At 46.1% G+C, this 17,914-nt stretch carries 19 protein-coding genes and 2 pseudogenes; 12 read left to right on the top strand and 9 right to left on the bottom strand.

Annotation, left to right across the window (positions count from 1 at the left end):
* The first annotated feature begins 122 nt into the window (after positions 1–122).
* From AC3EBE_RS04235 to AC3EBE_RS04215, 5 genes are all read left to right on the top strand, one after another.
* On the top strand, positions 123–980 hold the full coding sequence (locus tag AC3EBE_RS04235; protein WP_488593757.1) for an AraC family transcriptional regulator: 858 nt from the start codon (positions 123–125) through the stop codon (positions 978–980).
* A gap of 192 nt (positions 981–1,172) precedes the next feature.
* Positions 1,173–1,373: a hypothetical protein gene (locus tag AC3EBE_RS04230; protein ID WP_488593756.1), complete on the top strand. Its 201-nt coding sequence runs from the start codon at positions 1,173–1,175 to the stop codon at positions 1,371–1,373.
* Positions 1,374–1,547: 174 nt separating this feature from the next.
* The gene (locus tag AC3EBE_RS04225) at positions 1,548–2,138 is read left to right on the top strand and encodes a TetR/AcrR family transcriptional regulator (RefSeq protein WP_488593755.1); all 591 of its coding nucleotides are present in this window, start codon (positions 1,548–1,550) and stop codon (positions 2,136–2,138) included.
* Positions 2,131–3,054 (top strand): ABC transporter ATP-binding protein, encoded by a 924-nt coding sequence (locus AC3EBE_RS04220; RefSeq protein WP_488593754.1) that lies wholly within the window; start codon positions 2,131–2,133, stop codon positions 3,052–3,054. Before AC3EBE_RS04225 ends, AC3EBE_RS04220 begins: the two co-directional genes overlap by 8 nt.
* Positions 3,032–3,829 (top strand): ABC transporter permease, encoded by a 798-nt coding sequence (locus AC3EBE_RS04215; protein ID WP_488593753.1) that lies wholly within the window; start codon positions 3,032–3,034, stop codon positions 3,827–3,829. The genes AC3EBE_RS04220 and AC3EBE_RS04215 overlap by 23 nt, the downstream gene beginning before the upstream one ends.
* A 401-nt stretch (positions 3,830–4,230) precedes the next feature.
* On the opposite strand, the gene AC3EBE_RS04210 is transcribed toward AC3EBE_RS04215, so the two are convergent.
* The gene (locus AC3EBE_RS04210; RefSeq protein ID WP_488593752.1) at positions 4,231–5,244 is read right to left on the bottom strand and encodes a serine hydrolase domain-containing protein; all 1,014 of its coding nucleotides are present in this window, start codon (positions 5,242–5,244) and stop codon (positions 4,231–4,233) included.
* 232 nt (positions 5,245–5,476) lie between these two features.
* Here AC3EBE_RS04210 and AC3EBE_RS04205 point away from each other — a divergent pair, with 232 nt between their 5' ends.
* Complete coding sequence (locus AC3EBE_RS04205; protein WP_488593751.1) at positions 5,477–7,312, top strand: S41 family peptidase; 1,836 nt, start codon at positions 5,477–5,479, stop codon at positions 7,310–7,312.
* A gap of 75 nt (positions 7,313–7,387) precedes the next feature.
* Here AC3EBE_RS04205 and AC3EBE_RS04200 read toward each other — a convergent pair whose 3' ends face one another.
* The 5 genes from AC3EBE_RS04200 to AC3EBE_RS04180 form a co-directional block, all read right to left on the bottom strand.
* On the bottom strand, positions 7,388–7,531 hold the full coding sequence (locus AC3EBE_RS04200; protein ID WP_488593750.1) for a YvrJ family protein: 144 nt from the start codon (positions 7,529–7,531) through the stop codon (positions 7,388–7,390).
* Positions 7,532–7,601: 70 nt separating this feature from the next.
* The gene (locus AC3EBE_RS04195) at positions 7,602–7,820 is read right to left on the bottom strand and encodes a DUF2922 domain-containing protein (protein WP_488593749.1); all 219 of its coding nucleotides are present in this window, start codon (positions 7,818–7,820) and stop codon (positions 7,602–7,604) included.
* A 42-nt stretch (positions 7,821–7,862) separates the two neighbouring features.
* Positions 7,863–8,078, bottom strand: coding sequence for a DUF1659 domain-containing protein (locus AC3EBE_RS04190; protein ID WP_488593748.1), 216 nt, complete (start codon positions 8,076–8,078; stop codon positions 7,863–7,865).
* 321 nt (positions 8,079–8,399) lie between these two features.
* The gene (locus AC3EBE_RS04185; protein ID WP_488593747.1) at positions 8,400–9,965 is read right to left on the bottom strand and encodes a sodium/solute symporter; all 1,566 of its coding nucleotides are present in this window, start codon (positions 9,963–9,965) and stop codon (positions 8,400–8,402) included.
* Positions 9,965–10,327 (bottom strand): DUF485 domain-containing protein, encoded by a 363-nt coding sequence (locus AC3EBE_RS04180; RefSeq protein WP_488593746.1) that lies wholly within the window; start codon positions 10,325–10,327, stop codon positions 9,965–9,967. The genes AC3EBE_RS04185 and AC3EBE_RS04180 overlap by 1 nt, the downstream gene beginning before the upstream one ends.
* A gap of 226 nt (positions 10,328–10,553) precedes the next feature.
* Here AC3EBE_RS04180 and AC3EBE_RS04175 point away from each other — a divergent pair, with 226 nt between their 5' ends.
* The 3 genes and pseudogenes from AC3EBE_RS04175 to AC3EBE_RS04165 all read left to right on the top strand — a co-directional run.
* A complete protein-coding gene (locus AC3EBE_RS04175; RefSeq protein WP_488593745.1) occupies positions 10,554–11,798 on the top strand; it encodes a helix-turn-helix transcriptional regulator in 1,245 nt (414 codons plus the stop codon).
* Between the two features lie 192 nt (positions 11,799–11,990).
* Positions 11,991–12,806, top strand: coding sequence for a formate/nitrite transporter family protein (locus tag AC3EBE_RS04170; RefSeq protein ID WP_488593744.1), 816 nt, complete (start codon positions 11,991–11,993; stop codon positions 12,804–12,806).
* A 145-nt stretch (positions 12,807–12,951) separates the two neighbouring features.
* Positions 12,952–13,121, top strand: a pseudogene (locus AC3EBE_RS04165) (DUF3977 family protein); the annotation flags it as partial.
* A 117-nt stretch (positions 13,122–13,238) separates the two neighbouring features.
* On the opposite strand, the gene AC3EBE_RS04160 reads toward AC3EBE_RS04165, so the two are convergent.
* Positions 13,239–14,978 carry an ABC transporter ATP-binding protein gene (locus AC3EBE_RS04160; protein WP_488593743.1) on the bottom strand — a complete coding sequence of 580 codons (1,740 nt, stop codon included), beginning with the start codon at positions 14,976–14,978 and terminating at the stop codon, positions 13,239–13,241.
* Positions 14,979–15,120: 142 nt separating this feature from the next.
* On the opposite strand from AC3EBE_RS04160, the gene AC3EBE_RS04155 reads away from it, so the two are divergent.
* Positions 15,121–15,354 (top strand): DUF2651 family protein, encoded by a 234-nt coding sequence (locus tag AC3EBE_RS04155; RefSeq protein WP_488593742.1) that lies wholly within the window; start codon positions 15,121–15,123, stop codon positions 15,352–15,354.
* Between the two features lie 39 nt (positions 15,355–15,393).
* On the opposite strand, the pseudogene AC3EBE_RS04150 reads toward AC3EBE_RS04155, so the two are convergent.
* Positions 15,394–15,510: pseudogene (locus AC3EBE_RS04150) on the bottom strand (IS1595 family transposase); the annotation flags it as partial.
* A 196-nt stretch (positions 15,511–15,706) separates the two neighbouring features.
* A complete protein-coding gene (locus AC3EBE_RS04145) occupies positions 15,707–16,240 on the bottom strand; it encodes a hypothetical protein (RefSeq protein WP_488593741.1) in 534 nt (177 codons plus the stop codon).
* Positions 16,241–16,450: 210 nt separating this feature from the next.
* On the opposite strand from AC3EBE_RS04145, the gene AC3EBE_RS04140 reads away from it, so the two are divergent.
* Entirely contained in the window at positions 16,451–16,735 is a 285-nt protein-coding gene (locus AC3EBE_RS04140) for a hypothetical protein (RefSeq protein ID WP_488593740.1), read from the top strand.
* 162 nt (positions 16,736–16,897) lie between these two features.
* A complete protein-coding gene (locus tag AC3EBE_RS04135; protein WP_488593739.1) occupies positions 16,898–17,881 on the top strand; it encodes a LacI family DNA-binding transcriptional regulator in 984 nt (327 codons plus the stop codon).
* The last annotated feature ends 33 nt before the right edge of the window (positions 17,882–17,914 follow it).

Here is a 17,914-nt window from a genome sequence, read left to right as displayed (position 1 = left end):
GAGGATTGTGGCTGTTTTGTGACGAATTTTTTTAAAATAGAAACATCCTGCCAAAAGTGAGCATGAATTGACAGGAGTTCGGACGGAATCCTTGGTAAAGTTTTTATAAGGGAGTGATCGATATGGCATGGATTGAAGCCCTGCAGCGGGCGATTGATTATATGGAGGAGCATTTGCTCGAGGACATCACGATTGAGGAGATTGCGCAGCAGGCAAATTCGTCGCCTTTTCATTTTCAGCGGACGTTTGCGATTTTGACGGACATTTCTGTTGGTGAGTATTTGCGGCGGAGGCGGCTCACACTGGCAGCGGGTGAGCTATGCAGCAGCGATGTGAAAATCATTGACCTTGCATTGAAATATGGCTATGACACTCCCGAGGCATTTACGAAGGCTTTTCGCAGGCAGCATGGCATTGCGCCAAGTGAGGCGCGCAAGTACACCGGAAAGCTGAAATCATACAGCAGCCTGGGAATCCAGGTGAGTTTGAAAGGAGCGGAACCGATGCAGTATAAACTCATGGAAAAAGAAAGTTTTGATGTGATTGGAATCAAGGAGAGCTTTTCGTATGGCAATGGCGAAAATCTTGAAGGGATTCCCAAGCTGTGGGACAAAGTGAACCAGGATGGGACCTGTGATTTTCTTTTTAGTAAAAATAACGGGCCGGTGAAAGGTGTCCTGGGTGTTTGTGTGGATCTAAGCAAAAGTGAAAAACTAATGGACTATTGGGTGGCTGCCGCCCATGAGGGTGAAACGCTGGAAGGGTATTTGAAGATGGAGATCCCGGCATCGAAGTGGGCAATTTTCGAGGTGCATGGCGCGATGCCGGATGCAATCCAAAATGTGTGGAAGCAAATTTACACGGAATGGTTCCCAGCCAGCGGATACGAGCATGCCGGACTCCCTGAGCTTGAGGTTTACACAGCAGGCAACGCGGCAGACCATGATTATTATTCAGAGGTTTGGATTCCGATTAAGTAGGTTTTGAAAAAATTGCAAAATTATCATCGGGAATCGAGTATAAAACCGCAAAGGTTTTGTGCTCGATTTTTTTATATGTGGAAAAAAATTTACCCTCAAGGTTAATAAGAAAAGGAAATTTATGTTAAAATATAAACAAGAAGATGTTCCGTTGAGGACAGTTTATTTTTCTAATAGGAATGGAGGTTCGCTATGAAAAGTAACAACAAAATTGCACTCTTTGTTTCTTTAACAGTATTAATCGGCTTTCCAATTCTGTTTCTCTTCATTTCGTTGTTCACAGGTCAGTGGGGCTATCTTGGCTGGAGTATCCCGCCATCGTTTGCTGCTGGATTTACTGGTTTAATGTTAACTCTTTATGCTTTTAAAAAGGACATGAAACAATCCTCTTAAAAAGAATAGAAAACTGTAATGATACAAGCTCAGAGCGATTTAAGACTTTGGGCTTTTTTTACGTAAAAAGAACAGTTTTTTTGAAAAAATGGATTTAGAACTTGAGTAAAAATATGAATCGTGCTAACCTATGACTATAAAAACAAATTTAGTCATACGTTATGGAGGTCCGTCATGGCAACTGCTTTTACCGAAAGTGAGAAGGAGCAAATTCGCAACAGATTGATGGAGGCGGCTGAGGAATGCCTTGGCAAATATGGGGTGAAGAAGACGACGGTCGATCAGCTTGTGCAGATGGCTGGCATCTCAAAGGGGGCGTTTTATCAATTTTTCCCCTCGAAGGAAATTCTGTTCTTTAAGGTGCTGGAGGAGTTTCAAGGGGCATTGATGGATGAGGGAATGGGGTCGGAAAAATCGACAGATGCTGTGGGCTTTACTGAATTCCTCTATCGTTTGTACTCGCGGGTGCGGCATTCGTTTTTGATGAATATTATCCAGAATGGGGAAATGGAGCTGCTGATGCGGAAAATTCCCCCCGAGGAGCTTGCCCGCCACCATTCGTTTGACGATGTCATTGCCGAAAAGCTATTCAGTGATTTTAACATTGAGGGTGACCCGCAAGTTGCCGCGGCTTCGCTGAGGGCGATTTTTCTCAGCATGCTTCATGTGAAGGAGGTTGGCGAGGAGCATTTTGACCAGGCATTGAAAATGCTGATCCGTGGAGTGGCACTGCAGTTGATGGAGGAGGGAGCCAGGGATGAATGATGTTATTGTTACATCTGATTTGACCAAGGTTTATGGTAAAACCAAGGCGGTTAACGGAGTCAATTTGCAGGTGCAAAGGGGAGAGATTTTCGGCTTCCTTGGTTTAAATGGAGCGGGAAAAACAACCACGATTCGCATGCTGCTTGGTATGGTCGCGCCGACCTCGGGTGAATGCTCTGTTCGCGGTGAAAAAGTGAGTTCCGGGAATATCAGGCTTTGGAATCATGTTGGCTACATGGTGGAGACACCGTATTCCTATCCTGAACTGACTGTGAAGGAAAATCTCGAGATTGTCTGGAAGCTCCGCGGTTTGCGGGACCGAAGCCGGATTCCGTGGATCATGAGACTGTTGAAGCTGGAAAAATATGCGTCGGTAAAAGCGAAGCATCTCTCCCTCGGGAACGCACAGCGGCTTGGGATTGCGAAGGCACTCATCCACAAACCAGAAATTCTGATCCTCGATGAGCCTACGAATGGGCTTGATCCTGCTGGAATTGTGGAAGTGAGGGAGCTGCTTAAAAGCCTGGCGGAAAATGAAGGCGTGACGATCCTTGTTTCCAGCCATAATCTTGATGAGGTATCACGGATGGCGACCAATATTGCCATCATTCACAATGGCAGCATGGTCAGGAAAATGGATGCTTCGAGCCTCGAGCGCGAATTGAAAAAGACGCTGTTGGTCGACGGGAGACAGCGAGAGTTGATGAAAGAGATATTGAGGAAAAACGGGTACGATTTTTCCATTCATCCAGATTACATCCAAGTGTTAGGGGAAGAGGCTGTCAGGAAGCCAGATCAAGTTGCGGCGATGCTGGTCGAGGCAGGCTGTCCGCCGACGCATTTGCAGGTGAACAAGGAGAATCTGGAGACGTATTTTTTAAGGATGATCGAGAATGGGGCGAAAAACCATGCGTGAGTTGGCGATTGCTGTTTCAGTTGAAAGTAAAAAATTCTTCCGCTCGAAGGTACCGTTCATCACGATGCTTGCCCTGCTGATGATTCCCTTTGTTGGCGGGCTGTTCATGTATATATTGAAGGATCCGGTGAATGCGCAGAAAATGGGGATTATTTCGGCGAAGGCACAGCTGGCGGGCTCGGCGGATTGGCCTTCGTTTTTCGGGCTGATCGCCCAGGCGGTTTCGATTGGCGGCTTGATGGCATTCGGGTTTGTGACCAGCTGGATTTTTGGCAGGGAGTATTCTGACCGGACGATAAAGGATCTGCTGGCGCTGCCCATTTTGAGGGAATATATTGTGCTTTCCAAGTTCATCGTCGTATTTGTATGGTGCCTGCTGCTTTCAGCGATTGTGTTTATTTTAGCATTGGCTGTGGGGCATCAGGTAGATATTCCAGGTTACTCGGGGGAACTTTTGAAGCAGGGAGCACTGGTGTTTTTCGTCTGCTCGATTCTGACGCTGTTACTGTCTGCGCCTGTGGGATTTTTTGCGACGGTCGGAAAGGGGTATTTGTCTCCGTTGGGATACGTCGTCTTTACGATGATCATCGCGCAAATCATTGCCACAACCGGGTACGGGCAGTACGTGCCATGGTCGGTCCCGGCACTGGCAAGCGGCATCGACGGCAGCGGAGCCATAGCCCTCGAACCAGTCAGCTACCTCATCGTCCTGCTCACAAGCCTCGCCGGACTAGTGGGCACTGCGTTTTGGTGGCGGTACGCCGACCAGAACTAAGCGGAACATGGGGACGGTTCTCCCGTTCCATTCTGGAACAGGAGAACCGTCCCCATGTTCCAAGCTTATCTGGTTAAAACATAATAGATAACGTAGAACCAACTAAAGAACCCGTGAATTATGGCCCATAGAACTGATTTATGGACACTCCAAGATATTGTAATGGCTAAAGCAGAACCAAAAGTGATGGCACTTTTAGAACCAACTGGAACATTAAATTTTTTTTCTTTCCTATCTTTCATACCCCAATCCCCCATTTTCTCGAATCTATATTTTTATCTGTTAATATTTATTCTTCAATGAGAAGGTTATTCCACAACCAACTTATCTATCAACAAATAAAAAAATCCAATTCATAGGCGAATTGGACTTAAACGAACAGTTACTGGGGGACGCTCCTTTTATGTAAGTTTTTCTTCTATAGAGGTCATGACATCGTATGCGCCGCCTGACTTATTTGAGCAGACGACTGCAATAGTTTGCTGTTCTGGATAGTAAGCCGAGTGGAAGCTGACGCCAGGGTCATAGCCCATGACGTGGTATTTCAGGACCTCTGCGTCGCGGAATTTGATCCAGACACCGTAGCCATATGAGCCGGTATCATTTACTTTTGCATGCGGCATTAGCAGGTTTTTAGTAGTTTCCTCGTTTAATAGCTGGTGGCTGAAAAGCGCTATCCACAGCTTGGCCATGTCCCCGGCAGTTATGTAGGCACCGCCATCTGAGCCGCCTTTTACAGGAAGTGAGTAAATATTCGTCCTCCATGTGCCATCCTCACCGTCGATATAGCCCAGAGCTGTGTTGGCAGGCAGGGCGTCGAATGAAAAATAACCAGAATCGGTCATGCCCGCTCTTTTAAAAATATGCTCCTGGACATAGTCGGTAAACTCCATCCCGGTGGCCTGTTCCACGATCAATCCCAATAAAATATATCCTGCGTTGTTGTAGTGGAAGCTTTCGCCCGGCGATGATTTCATTGGCTCGTTCTGGAACATGGGCAGGAAATCCTTCAAGCTCCTGATTTGGTACATCGGCCTGTTCAGCCAGAGCTCCTCAAAATCATCCATCATGTCTTCATCGAAATAATCCGGAACCTCAGAAGTGTGCGTCAGCAGGTGGTGGATCGTGATGTCCTTGCTAAAATGAGGGAACTCTTGGTTAAGGCAATCACTTAATCTAGTATGAAAAGCGAGCTTGCCCTGCTCCGCCAGCTGGCAAACCGCAATCGCCGTGAACAGCTTGCAGCCTGAGGCAATTCCGAATCGGGTATGTGGGGTATTATTCAATTTTCCCGAGCGGTTAGAGTATCCGTAACTAGAACTCATCAAGATCTCATCCTCGCGCTGAACCAGCACCGAACCTGAAAAGTCAATCTTAGCCTGAATCTCCCCGACAGCATTTTGTAAATTTAACATCCCTAGACCTCCAAAGTAATTGATTAATATAATCCTACCATAAATATCCAGGTGGAACATAGGGACGGTTCTTTCGTTCCAGGATGGAACAGGAGAACCGTCCCCGTGTTCCACCAGTTTTTAATCAAACGTTTGATTAAGAAAAAATGTCTTTTTATTGCGAAACTATTAATCTCTCCGTCCGTATAAAGGAATAATATGTAAATTTCTTTGCGGGATAGGAGGGTTTCTAATGAAAAAAGTGATTATCTTCTTTTTACTGGCTGCGGGTTTATTGGCAGGTATCGGACTTTTACAATACAAGGATAAGGATCAGCCTGTGAGCAAGGAACAGGCTGAGGTCACTGCTGAGCAGAAATATGAAAACCTCGCTGCTTTCGCAAAATTATATGGATTGGTGCGATACTACCATCCTAGCGATGAAGCGGCGGACCTTGATTGGGAACGCTTTGCTGTCTATGGGGCGGGTGAGGTGAAGAAAGCTAGTAATCAAGAAGAGCTGAAGGACAAGCTGAATAAGCTGTTCAGTCCGATCGCCCCGAAAATGAGCCTTTACTTGGAGGATGAAAAACCGGAGGATTGGGAGGTTGAGGCAAAGGATGGAAAGTACGGAAAGGACGGCAAGGTAATCGCCTGGCAGCATTATGGCGTGAATAGTGTGAATGATCCTGATTCACCTTACAGCAGCAAAAGGGTTTTTGCTACGCTTGAAAAAGGGGAATACCAGATCGAAAGTGACCGTTTATTTGACCAGTATCCTAAAGTCCATGAGAGGCTCAAGAAACAGATCAGCGATGGAATATACTGCGATTTTCCGCTTGTTCTGTACGTCGATGACAAAGGGACAACAATCGGTGATAAAAAAGAATCAAGAGTTGAGCTGAAGAAATTGAATGATAATCTTAAAAAACTAAATCCCGCCATGACGAGCGAGGATGAGGATGTCCGATTCGCCGGAATTATTACAACGTGGACCATTCTCAATCACTTTTACCCCTATTTTGAAGTGACAGATTCAGATTGGCAGAATCAGCTGCAGACTTCATTCAAAGATGTGGCAGATGATAAGAACAGGGAAGATTATACGAGATCATTAATGTCGCTGATTGAAAAAACGAAGGACGGCCATGCGAGCAGTGTGTTTATGAAAGATTATCTAAAAAGCAGCTTATTCCCTTTTATCGTTGACGTGATTGGCAATGAGGTGGTCGTGACAGTCGCTGCGGAGGATGCGCCTGTTAAAGCTGGGGACATCATTGTCGAAATCAATGATCAAAAAGGCATGGAACGGATTGAACAATTGAAAACTGAAATACCGGGATCGCCACAGTATAAGGAATATTTGGCAACAAAGTATTTCCGCTATGGGGATTCCGCTGATATTACGGTAAAGCGCGGCGATGAAATTCTTGAACATCATGTAAAAGCAGAGCAGTTTTCGAACCTTGATGAATTTAACCGGAAAGAAAGCTTTATAGAATTAGAGGATGATATTTTCTATTTTGACCTGTCGAGAGGTAACGTGAAAACGTTTAATGAGAATATTAATAAATTGAGCAAGGCAAAAGGGGTTATTTTTGACTTAAGAGGTTATCCGTCATCTCCGGAACTATCCATGAGTGTGCTGGGGCATTTGACAGCGGAGCCAATCAAGGGGCCCGTTTGGCGAGTGAGCCAGAGTATTTATCCTGACCGCGAGAAGCTTACGTACGATGAGGGCAGTGATGTGGTGAATCCGTTGACTCCTTTAATCAGCGGAAAGGCCGTCTTTGTGACCTATGCAGGTGCAATGAGTCAGCCTGAGTATTTGCTCGGCTACATCAAGGATAATGGATTGGCAGAGATTGTGGGGCAGCCAACCGCTGGATCAGACGGAAATATTCAGAACTATCTTATTCCAGGAGGTTTTTCCGGTGTGTTTACTGGGATGGAAATACTGAATGCCGATAAAACGCAAACCCATATCGTAGGCATCAAGCCAACCGTTCCAATTGAACGGACACTGGAGGCGATCAAAAAGGGGGAAGATGAGTATATTGCGAAGGCATTGGAGTTGTTGAACCAGTAAAAACTTGGTTACTGATTTAAGCTGTAAATTAAAAACGCTTAGGGCAATTCCCCTGAGCGTTTTTTGTGTGAAACTTTAGGCTTTTTCCTGCATTCGATCGGGCAGGTTCTGGATCGATTGGACGACGGTATCAAGCTTGGCTTCGATGCGGTGGAGCAGATACAGTGTCACGACGATCGGGAAGCCGACGTCACTGATGAACGGAATCAGCTGTTCCATTTGCGATTCTCCTTTCGTGTTTATTTTTCACAAAAAAGCCGGTCCTAGAAAGAAGACCGGCTCGTGTTCATTACGCGATTTCGTATTCAGTTACGTTACGCTCGACGACCCGGGCGCCTGCAATTGAAACTGGTGTGCCAGCTGCTGTCAGGAACGCGTTGGATGCGATGATTTGCTGCATTGCCAGCTTGACGGCTGCTGGATCGACTGGTTCCTTCGGGTTGTCAACGTTCAGCTTTGTGTTTTTGCCGTGGTCGGTAACAAACTGCAATTCTAATGTTTTAGCCATGTTTTTCACCTCCTGTCGCTAGGTTTAGATTTTGGTCAGCTGTTAGACGATTTCGAAGCTGTCATTACGCTCAACTGAGTGCAGCATGTTTGTGCTGAGCCCGCCAAGAGCCTTCGCCACCTGGTCGATCTGGTCAGCTGTGGCTTCCTTGCGGATATTCGAGTAAGACTTGCCCTTGTAAACCGGCTCGCCTTTCTCGTCCATGCCTGTTTCGAACGTCAAGCGGATGCTTGAATCCTTTAAGATTGCTAGTGCCATCTTGCCTCACCTCCTTTCACCTTCTATATACAAAGCTGGAGGGGAAAAGGACAGGGTGATAGGAAAAATATTATTGCTGGCATGGGAGGGAGCAGGGGGACGTATCCGTTGCTTCGGTATATTCCTAATAGAAGCATAAAAAAGAAGCCCTAGTTGCGGCCGTTTAGGCAGAGCTGCAACAGGGCTTCTTTGGTTTCTGGTGAAACTAGACAGAAGCAGGAGGTACGTGTGGCGTGATTTCCAGTGCTCTTTGGAAGCATTAGATACGTCCCCGTGCTTCCGTGGAACGCGAGAACCGTCCCCATGTTCCATGTTCCGGTTTTATGCTGCTTCTGATTCTTTGGAGTGTACTTGTTTCATGAATTCGTTTACGTCGGATGGTACTTTGCGGTCTAGTTTTGAGACGATGTAGACGGAAAGGAATCCGATTGGTACGGTGATGATTCCTGGTACATTGAATTGCAGGAATTCTGGCAGGGTGGTTTTAAAGAAAATCATGTACATGGAGGCAGCTAGGCCGATGACCAGGCCGGCAATGGCTCCTTTTTCCGTCATGCCTCTCCACCAGATGCCCAGGATAAAGATCGGCGTGAACGTGCTTGCTGCTACGGTGAAGGCCAGTGCGACCAGATGGCCGATGGATGCTTCTTTTACCATTAGGCCTAGTGCACCGTATAAAATACCAAGGATGATAATTGAAACCTTGCCTGCGATGACACGCTCTTTTTCCGTGATATTTTTACGGAAGAATGTTGCGTATAAATCATGGGCCAGTGCGCCTGAGCTTGCAATGAACAGACCGGAAAGGTTCGAGAAGACGGCCGCGAATGCGCCGGCGATAACAAGACCCAGCAGCCACTCTCCGCCAAGAGCCTGAGCAGTGGAAGGAACTACCATGTTGTTGCCTCCTGCAATCAGGTCTTTCACTACTCCTGGGTCAGCGTTTCCAGTCAAGAAAATGGAACGGCCAACTACACCAAGATAAACAGCAAAGAAGAAGAATAGACTTGCAATCCCGATCGCCATCAGGGCTGAGCGGCGAGCTGCCTTTGCACTCGGATTTGTATAGAAGCGAAGCAGGATATGCGGAAGTCCAATGGTACCGAGTGAAAGCCCGATCGTCATGGAGATCGTCTGCCAGAAGGATGGAAAGTAGTTTCCAGTACCAGTCCAGACTGAACCGTCAAATGGGATATCTTTTCCATCGGTTGTAAAAGGAGCTGTTCCAGCAATGGATCCCTTAAATTCATTGATCGATGCAAGGATTTCCTGATAGTGAAGCCCTCCATATATGGCCGCACCGACCATGAGCACGAATGCGCCAAGGCGAATCCAAAGTTCCAATGCCTGATTGAGAGTCGTGCCTTTCATGCCACCGACTCCTACATAGAAAATCATGACTGAGCATGTAAAAATAATGCCGAATTCATAACTAGTCCCAAAAAACATACTTAATATCTGAGCTGCACCAAGCAGCTGAGGGGCCGCATAGAAGCCGGAAATGGCCAGGACCACCGCAACAGCAGCGAGACGGGCTCGGCGGCTGTGAAAACGATAAGCTAAAAAGTCAGCGACTGTGTAAGCACCAAAACGGCGAAGCGGACCGGCAACAAAAATGGCCAGGAGTGTCAGGCCTATGGAGAAGCAAAAAGCATAATAGGCGCCATCATATCCTAGCTGGTAAGTAAGTCCGGCAATGCCAAGGAAGGTGGCCGCACTTAAATAGTCACCGCCAATAGCCGAACCGTTCGTAAACCAGCCAAAGCTTCGGCCGCCAACGAAATAGTCAGAGGCAGTCGCACTTCTTTTTGTAAGATAAGTGATGTATACGATGGTTCCCATCAGGATGATGGTTAGAAGGAATTTCGGTTCAAGCAGCATGGCCATTAAACGGCACTCCTTTCATTCGTAGAATTTGTGGAGTGATCGGATTGGCTGTTCTTAAGACGTTTTTCATAAAGAGCAGTATGGATGAAAGCAATTACAAAAGCCATCGCCATCGCGACAATGCTGGTCAAAAACCAGCTGTAAGTCATGCCGCCCCACATCCTGGAGAACATGAAGCCTTCAGCGAACCAGTTCAACACAGGAATTGCCATGATAAAAAGATAATAGAAGAGTGTAAGTTTAATACCGGTACTAAATTCACCTTTCATGATTTTCCTTGTTTCCGGGTCGAGCGGCTCAAGTTCGCTGACATCGATCGTATCGGCCGCAACATAATTATATTCCCTGTATTCCCCTGCCATTTTGACAACCCCCTTGTTAATATTGTGACAGCTGCCGCTTCCTCATTCCCTCCTTCAGGCGAGCCGTGATATTATAGAGTTGATTGTACGATACAGAGAAAGCGAATACCTTACAATAAATTATCAGAAATATACAAATATTTAATATACTATAAATTTTTATACCTTAAATTGTATAAGGATGTAACTTGAAAAATTTGTTTCTTTGAAAAGGAGGGGGGAGAAGATGTATTCTATCAGACTTGCAGTCGACGATGAAAAGGAGCTGAAAAAGCTGACAGACTGGGTAATTGAAGAATTCAGCGAGATGTGCCAGCTGGCAGAAGATGAAGCTGACAGCACTCATGCTGATATGGCGATTTTAGAAGTTAGCAAATGGCATGACTGGGTAAAAATACATAGATTCCGGAAACGGAATGGAGGCTGCCGGATCATTCCGCTGCTTGATCCGTCTTTATTGCACACATCTCCGCTTGCGATTGAATTCAAGCTTACATACCTTCTGGTTAAATCGGTGAAAAAGCATATATTTATTCGCACCTTGAAACGGGCAATAGATGAACTTGATACTGAGAATGCAAGCTTCATGGAAAGTGATGAATTTTACAGCCAAATCCAAGGGGAGCAGGCGAAGGATCTTACTTCCCCGCATTTTCAGGAGGCTTTTATTCGGCGGCTTCTGGGTGGTGAGGTGAAGTCAGAGGATGAGCTGCTTCAGTCTCACTATTTTCTTGCCGGGCACTCAATGCCAAACGTGGTTTGCTTTATCCAGGGCTTTATCCTCTGCCCTGGGAATAGGGAACAGGAGGGCTGGCAAGCACCTAATGTCATTCAGGATTTTTTAAGAACGAAATTTCAAGGCTATCCGATTTCCTTTCTTTCCTATCGCAAGCATTTGCTGATGCTGCTCCAGATTCCTGTGGAATACGGTTCTTTGAAACACTGGAAAGAAGGAGAGGACGGGATTTTGAGTGCGATTGATGAGCTGAAAAGGGAATACGGAATCCACTTGTATATGGGAGTTGGTTCTGTCTATCGCGAACCGTTGATGCTTCACCATTCATACAAGGAAGGCTGCAAAGCCAGGCGGACTTCGCCATATGAAAGGCTATCGCTTCGTTATTATGAGGAGATCACAAAGGATTCCCAGATTCTGAAGTGTACAGAATATATTGCGCAATATTGCACCGAAGATCTTTCTATAAAACAGGTAGCAGACCAGATTAATCTCAGCGTTCCCTATTTCAGCCGAATCTTTAAACAGGAGACAGGCCGTAATTTTGTAGAATACGTCACCTTTGTCCGGATGCAGCGGGCAGTGTGGCTGTTAAGGCATACAGACCATACTATTGAAACTATAGCCGAAGAACTAGGCTACAACACACCAAACTACTTCAGCGGCACCTTCAAAAAATACGTCGGATTAACCCCAAGAGACTACCGTGCTACAGAAGAAATAATTTTCATATGAGATTACTGCAACGCATTAAAGCGGTGGGGGTCAGACCCCCACCGCTTTAATGTGTTAAAGTCTCGCTTTTCGTGTATCGCCTTAGAAAACGTAAAGAAATGTTCACAGAGGGGAAGAAGGGTTATGAGGTACAATGATGAAAGAGATGTATGTGAAAAACATCACAAATTGTAAAACTAAAGGATGATAGCCATGTCATATTACAAATCGGAAGAAATCATGGAGATGACGATTCAAACGGGTACGAAGAAAACGTCGTACCCGCTGCTGAAAACCTTGATCCTTGGCTTTCAGGCAGGGGCATTCATCGCGCTGGGTTACTTGCTCTATATTCGGGTAACCGCACCGCTGACAGGGCCGCTTGAAGGTTTGAGTGGTTTGATTGGGGCTTCCATTTTCCCAATCGGATTGATCCTAACCCTTCTGGCAGGAGGAGAACTTTTGACTGGGAATATGATGGCGGTGCCTCTGGCTGGATTCGCGCATAAAATTACTTTGCGGATGGTGCTGAAAAACTGGATTTTGATTGCCTTCAGCAATTTCCTCGGAGCCATCTTCATCGCGTATTTTTTTGGGCATTTAACGGGCCTCACTGAGACAGGGGTTTTTCTCGAGAAGACAGTCAGCATCGCGGAACATAAAGTGGAAGCGACATTCCTTCAGGCTTTTCTCTCGGGGATTGGCTGCAACTGGCTGGTAGCGGCTGCCGTATGGCTTTCCTACGGTGCCCAGGACATGGGCGGCAAGATTCTCGGCATCTGGTTTCCGACGATGACCTTTGTTGCGATTGGCTTCCAGCACGTGGTCGCGAATATGTTCGTCATCCCCGCTGCCATCTTCTCCGGGCACCTAAGCTGGATCGAGTTTTTACATAATTTTGTCCCCGTCTTTTTAGGTAATGCAGTAGGAGGAAGCATTTTTGTCGCAATGGCCTATTGGTTCGCTCTTAAAAAGAAACCCGCCCAGCAAGAACTCAAAACCGTGCAAATCAAAAAAATGAGCATGTAGACGCTTTACCGCATCACCGCACCGAGGGTCAGACCCCTGGTGCTTTAACGCGTTACTGTCTTGGAGCCACACCCCAGGTGCTGAAGGAGAAATCGGTAAGAAGATGGAATAATAGATAATAATTTGATTAAGGGGTTTGTTACTTGTGAAATACATAGAGTTTGGGATTGGCAACAACTGGCTCATTAGGACGGAGACGGAGCTGGAGGACGGAACGGAATATGAAGAGAGGGCATCAAAGGCCCAATTCAATTCAAATCTATATATGTAAGGCTTTGGATTGGCAGAAGGGTTTTTATCTGGGATTCGTCCGAAGGCAGCAAAAAAGGTAAAAAGGATCGCAGGAAATTTAAAATAGTCGTTGGCATTGTCAGTTTGTAAAATAGCAAAAAAGGTCCGTTCGTGTTTTAGGTGAACGGACCTCTTATATTTCTATGAATTGGCCAGTTGCTGCTCAGCAAATTCCCGATACAGTGCGTGTGAGTGAACCAACTCGCTATGTGTGCCGACCCCAGTGACTCTGCCTTTCTCGATAAATACGATTTTATCGGCATCGACGATTGTGGAAAGCCGGTGGGCGATGACGAAAGTGGTACGGCCTTCCATCAGGCGGGTGAGCGCTTCCTGGACGATGCCTTCTGATTGGCTGTCAAGGCTGGCGGTCGCTTCGTCCATCATCAGGATTTTCGGATCACGGAGGAAGGCACGCGCGATGGCGATTCTCTGCCTCTGGCCGCCGGAAAGCTTGACTCCCCGCTCGCCGACCTCGGTATCGAGCCCCTTCGGAAAGTCAGCGATGAATTGGTCGGCGTAAGCCATTTTCGCAACCTCCCACAGGCGTTCGTCGGGAATCTTATCGCCGTCCTCAAGGCCATAATACAAATTCTCGCGGATGGTTCCGGCCATCATCGCGCTTTCCTGCGGCACATAGCCAATCTGGCTGCGCCATGAATCAAGCGACAGCTGATGAATCGGTGTGCCGCCAATTTTGATTTCACCGGCAGTCGGCTCGTAAAAGCGTTCAAGCAAGCCAAACATCGTCGTTTTGCCGCCGCCGCTCGGACCAACGAATGCAATCATTTGTCCTGGCTGGGCCTCAAGTGATACGCCTTCGATCACCGGTTCCTCTTCACTGTAGGCAAAAGAAACGTTGTCAACGGTAATCGGCAGGCTGCTGATGTCCATTTCGATTCCACCCTGGCCTTCTTCCAGTGGCTGGTCAAGGATTTCGATGATCCGCTCGGTTGCGCCCTTTGCTTTTTGCAGCTGGGTGAAAAACATTGCAAACGACGTGATCGGCATGATGATTTGGAACAAATAGAGCAGGAAGGCGATCAGTGAGCCGGTCGACATGGTTCCGCTGACGACGCGCATCCCGCCATAGCCGATGATCAGCACAATAACGACCATGATCATCAGCTGCATGATCGGGCCAATCATCGCAAAAATCCGTGCTTCCTTCAATCCGAAGCTGAACAGCTTATCAATCCCGCTGTACCCATTATCCTCTTCAATTTTTTCCGCGGTAGATGCCTTCATCAAGCGAATTTCGCTAAGTGTTTGCGTGATATGTCCAGTGAAAACGGCGGTCTCGTCCTGCAGTCCGCGCGAAATTTTCGCCATTTTCCTGCCGAGCGGCATCATGATCATCAATGTGAGCGGCACGGAAATGAGCATCAGCAAGGTCATTTTCCAATCCATCAAAAGCAGGATGATGATTGCGCCAATGATGGAGATGATGCCGGTTGCGAAGTTCGGGAAATGGCTGGTGATCAGCTCCCTGACAATGCTCGTGTCATTGACGATCCGGCTGACGGTTTCGCCGCTCGATTGCTTGTCAAAATAGCGGACGGGCAGCCGGATCAGTTTTGCCCACATCCGTTCGCGGAGCCTCGCCACGACCTTTTGGCCGGTGTAGCTGAGCAGGTAGATGGAAACGCCGCTGATCAGCGCCTGGAGGACGAAGGCGGCGGCAATTCCGATGATGAGCGGAATGCTGATCGCTTCAATGGAAAAGCCATCGACCAGGTTTTTCGTCAGGATTGGGACCGCCAGGCCGGCCATCGTCGTTAAGACACTTGCCGCCAGACCGGTGAAAAGCGCCGCCTTTGGGATGTTTGTTGATAAAATTAAGGACAGGAACGGCTTAAGACTTGTTTGCTGTTTATCCATTTTGTGCTCCTCTGTTTTTGGTGGTAGTTTTTTTAGAAAGGCTGTATTCGTAAAGTATGTTGTTTTTTAGTTCAAAAATAATTATACAACTAAAAGTGTAAATTTACACTTTTTTGTTGTATAATTATGGTAATAGAGGGGGATGGTATGTATGGAAATTAGTTTGATATTATTTATTTTTCCTATTGTCGTTGTTGTAGTTTCAATTATCGGCTTTTTATTGGTTAGGAAATGGGTTGTAATGCCCTTATTGACATTTATGGTATTCGCTGTCTTGATGTTGACAGTATACAATGAATCATTCCTCATTTGGCTGATTTTATATACAGTTCTTTCCTTTATAGTAAGTTATCCTATGAAATTTATTAGGAATTAAGTAAGTGAGATACTGCCAAACGGCGGTATTTTTTAACCCTAATGAAGAAACAGATGTACGATTTGATTTTTGACAAGCAGAATTAAGCATTTGTTCTACTTGTTTTTCCAACGCTAAGTTCTTACTTAAATCCAACCAGCGGAACAAATTTAGAAAGATCCATCTGAGTGAGATTGTTTCAACTGGTATTAAAAATGTGCCAACTGGAATTAAATCTGCATCAACTGGTATTAAAAGTTTTCCAACTGGTATTAAATCTCCGCCAACTGGTATTAAATTTCAACCTACTGTAAAAAAATTGAGTCTAACCAGTATAACCCTTTACCCATGATAATCTTTTATCCCAAGCAGCTTATCTATGCTCCCATTTTTGCCCGGTATCAAGATCAGTGATGTAAACAATATCCTTGCTGTTAGGCAGGTACTCAATTTTATATTTGTGGTCAGGATCCAGGTCCCTGAGTATGCCCCAGTAAACCAAGACTTCGCCCGAATCAACCGTGAATTCCGTGCTGCTTCCTGCACCTTTACCAGATCGTTTGTAGATTTCGATTTCTTTTGGGACTCCGGTGTAGGTCTGGAATTCCTTTTTGAAATAATGAGGATAATCCATTAGCTGCCCTCTTCCAAGGTATCCAGCCAGCACGATTATTGCAATAATGACAAGATTTGAGAGCATTTCCTGTGAAAAAACAAAGTGCCAGAACGACTTCGCTTTGCTCGAGAAGACGATAGTGGATATGACAATATAGGTAATGGCAGCAAATAAAAATGCACTCCCTGCAAATATTGAAGCGACTATATCATTAATGAGCACAAACCAAACCCAGGGATCCCACCAGGACCAATAATCCCGTAATCCCCAATACGGCAATATTTTTTTCAAGAAAACGCTCAATTCTGTGCTTCTCTTTAATCTCCATTCAAGAACCTCCAAAAGATAGGATGCCATCTTATACGATTGACTCGCAAAAATGTTTCAGGGGGACGGTTCTCGTGCTTGTTTTTTCTGTGAAAAACAAGCAGAAGAAGCTACCCTCTGATTGTTCTTTTCTAATAATACAATAATTGGTAAAGTATTCCTGAGGGGGATTATATGAAAATTATCCAATGGTCATTAATTATTTTTGGGTTATTATTTTTGCTGTTTTCATCACTTGCTTCGGCATTTGGTTTGATTGGCGTGGCGATTTATTTAGCCGGTATCTGGTTATTTTATCAGAAGCAAAAGGGGATATCCTATCGGGAGAAGCCGTGGATGGCATTTGCTCTCGGCATCATCACGACAGTTGTCCTGGTTTTGATTTTTGTCGAGGAAGTGCCTGAGGAGCCGGCAAAATCTTCTGAAGCAAAAACAGAGCAGACTGGCAGCGGGAAATAGGCTGGAACACGGGGACGGTTCTCGCGTTCCATCTGGAACAGGAGAACCGTCCCCATGTTCCACCAAAAGGAAGCAAAAGATACGTCCCCGTGCTTCCACATGGCTGAAGGGTTGCTATATAATGGAGGCATTGATGTTTTGGCGGGGGTTGGGTGATTTGTTATGAGTGTTACGATTAATGATATTGCGGAGCTGGCTGGGGTGGCGAAGAGTACGGTTTCGCGTTATTTGAATGGTGGCAATGTGAGTGAGAAGACGAAGGCAAGGATTCGGAAGGTCATTGAAGAAACGAACTATGAGCCGAATTCGTTTGCCCAGAGTCTGAAGGCGAAGAAGACGAACTTCATTGGCGTGATTGCGCCTACTTTGGATTCGTATGTGACATCAACTGTGTTGATGGCGATTGATGAAGAGCTGAGGAAACGGGATTATACGACGCTGATCATTAGTACAAGCAAGCATGTGGACAGGGAAATCGAAAGTCTGATCAGTCTTTCGCGCCAGAAGGTCGATGGGATTATTCTGATTGCTACAGGGGTTACGGACAAGCATATTGAAACGATTCGTTCGATTGATATTCCTGTGCTGATTGTTGCCCAGGAAGCGGAGCAATTCAATTGCATCATTAATGATGACTACCGGGCAGGCTATGAAATGGGCCGATACATCGCTGAAAAAGGGCACAAAGCTGTTGCCTATCTTGGTGTTACCGAGAGTGACATCGCCGTAGGGCAGAAGCGGAAGCAGGGAATATTTGACGGATTGGCAGAATGCGGGGTAACCAATGTGAAGGCTTCCCAGACCGAGTTCAATTTTCAGGATGCCTCCAGGGTCACCCAGGAGTTGCTGCTGAGCTTTGAACCTACTGCCATCATAGGCGCAACCGATACGATTGCCTTTGGAGCCTTGAAAACTCTTTTGCGGCTGGGGAAAAAGGTACCCGAGGATATATCGCTGGCCGGCTTCGGCGGGTACAATATATCCGAAGTGATTCATCCATCCATGACCACGATCCAATTTAATAATGAGACAACCGGAGTGATGGCAGCAAATACCATCATCAAGATGACGCACAGGGAAGAAGTCCCGCCGCTGCAGGTTTCCGGCTTTACTTTTATCGAAGGAGAAAGCGTGAGAAAATTGTAAAACTGATAACGTTTTCAAAAAAGTGTTGTCAAA

This window comes from Mesobacillus sp., from assembly GCF_057785455.1.
Note: the sequence above shows the minus strand (reverse complement) of the source record. Positions and strands in the feature narration are given on the sequence as shown.

Coding starts and splice junctions, on each gene's coding strand:
- AC3EBE_RS04185 (WP_488593747.1), bottom strand. CDS start 9,965: ATGGCCATGCTGCTTGAACCGAAATTCCTTCTAACCATCATCCTGATG.
- AC3EBE_RS04175 (WP_488593745.1), top strand. CDS start 10,554: ATGTATTCTATCAGACTTGCAGTCGACGATGAAAAGGAGCTGAAAAAG.
- AC3EBE_RS04135 (WP_488593739.1), top strand. CDS start 16,898: ATGAGTGTTACGATTAATGATATTGCGGAGCTGGCTGGGGTGGCGAAG.
- AC3EBE_RS04225 (WP_488593755.1), top strand. CDS start 1,548: ATGGCAACTGCTTTTACCGAAAGTGAGAAGGAGCAAATTCGCAACAGA.
- AC3EBE_RS04215 (WP_488593753.1), top strand. CDS start 3,032: ATGGGGCGAAAAACCATGCGTGAGTTGGCGATTGCTGTTTCAGTTGAA.
- AC3EBE_RS04230 (WP_488593756.1), top strand. CDS start 1,173: ATGAAAAGTAACAACAAAATTGCACTCTTTGTTTCTTTAACAGTATTA.
- AC3EBE_RS04190 (WP_488593748.1), bottom strand. CDS start 8,078: ATGGCACTAGCAATCTTAAAGGATTCAAGCATCCGCTTGACGTTCGAA.
- AC3EBE_RS04180 (WP_488593746.1), bottom strand. CDS start 10,327: ATGGCAGGGGAATACAGGGAATATAATTATGTTGCGGCCGATACGATC.
- AC3EBE_RS04170 (WP_488593744.1), top strand. CDS start 11,991: ATGTCATATTACAAATCGGAAGAAATCATGGAGATGACGATTCAAACG.
- AC3EBE_RS04195 (WP_488593749.1), bottom strand. CDS start 7,820: ATGGCTAAAACATTAGAATTGCAGTTTGTTACCGACCACGGCAAAAAC.
- AC3EBE_RS04140 (WP_488593740.1), top strand. CDS start 16,451: ATGAAAATTATCCAATGGTCATTAATTATTTTTGGGTTATTATTTTTG.
- AC3EBE_RS04155 (WP_488593742.1), top strand. CDS start 15,121: ATGGTATGTATGGAAATTAGTTTGATATTATTTATTTTTCCTATTGTC.
- AC3EBE_RS04210 (WP_488593752.1), bottom strand. CDS start 5,244: ATGTTAAATTTACAAAATGCTGTCGGGGAGATTCAGGCTAAGATTGAC.
- AC3EBE_RS04235 (WP_488593757.1), top strand. CDS start 123: ATGGCATGGATTGAAGCCCTGCAGCGGGCGATTGATTATATGGAGGAG.
- AC3EBE_RS04160 (WP_488593743.1), bottom strand. CDS start 14,978: ATGGATAAACAGCAAACAAGTCTTAAGCCGTTCCTGTCCTTAATTTTA.
- AC3EBE_RS04200 (WP_488593750.1), bottom strand. CDS start 7,531: ATGGAACAGCTGATTCCGTTCATCAGTGACGTCGGCTTCCCGATCGTC.
- AC3EBE_RS04220 (WP_488593754.1), top strand. CDS start 2,131: ATGAATGATGTTATTGTTACATCTGATTTGACCAAGGTTTATGGTAAA.
- AC3EBE_RS04205 (WP_488593751.1), top strand. CDS start 5,477: ATGAAAAAAGTGATTATCTTCTTTTTACTGGCTGCGGGTTTATTGGCA.